Origin of the sequence: Pseudooceanicola lipolyticus (assembly GCF_002786325.1) — a bacterium.
GTDB lineage: Bacteria > Pseudomonadota > Alphaproteobacteria > Rhodobacterales > Rhodobacteraceae > Pseudooceanicola_C > Pseudooceanicola_C lipolyticus.
Map to the genome: position 1 here is coordinate 1 of NZ_PGTB01000433.1, position 542 is coordinate 542.

1 pseudogene is annotated in these 542 nt (G+C 72.1%); it reads right to left on the reverse strand.

Annotation, left to right across the window (positions count from 1 at the left end):
- Positions 1-175 precede the first annotated feature (175 nt).
- Positions 176-542 (reverse strand): annotated as a pseudogene (locus CVM52_RS27360) (cobalamin biosynthesis bifunctional protein CbiET); the annotation flags it as partial.

The window sequence follows — 542 nt, forward strand, 5'->3', positions numbered from 1 at the left end:
GCCGGCGACACCGCGATCACGCTCAGCGCCTCGGCCTGCGCAAAGGCGCGAAACGCCGGCGCGGCGCATTTATCGGCGGGCGCGGCAATCATCTCGGCACCGCCGCCGGCCTTGGCCAGCGCCGAGCGCAAACTGTCGCCGGTGGCGGCGGCGCGAAACCCGAAGCCTGCAACGATCATATCACGCCGCCCCATTGGGTGATCGGATAGGCCGCCTTCCAGCCGCGTTTCGAGCCCAGCGGCGCCACCTCGGCCAGGTCGATGCGCAGCAGGGTGCCGCCATGGTCGGCTTGCCAGGTGGTCAGCAGCGCCTCGGATTCCAGCGTCACGGCATTGGCGACGATGCGAGTGCCCTCGGCAAGCATCGCACCGAGGCGCGCCAGCAGAGCGGCCGAAAGCCCGCCGCCGATGAACACCGCCTGCGGCGCCTCCAGCCCCTCCAGCGCCTCGGGCGCGCGCCCCCTGACCAGCGTCAGCCGGTCCTCGACTCCCAAGGCCGCGGCATTGGCAGCAATCCGGTCGGCACGGGTGGCCTCGGCCTCG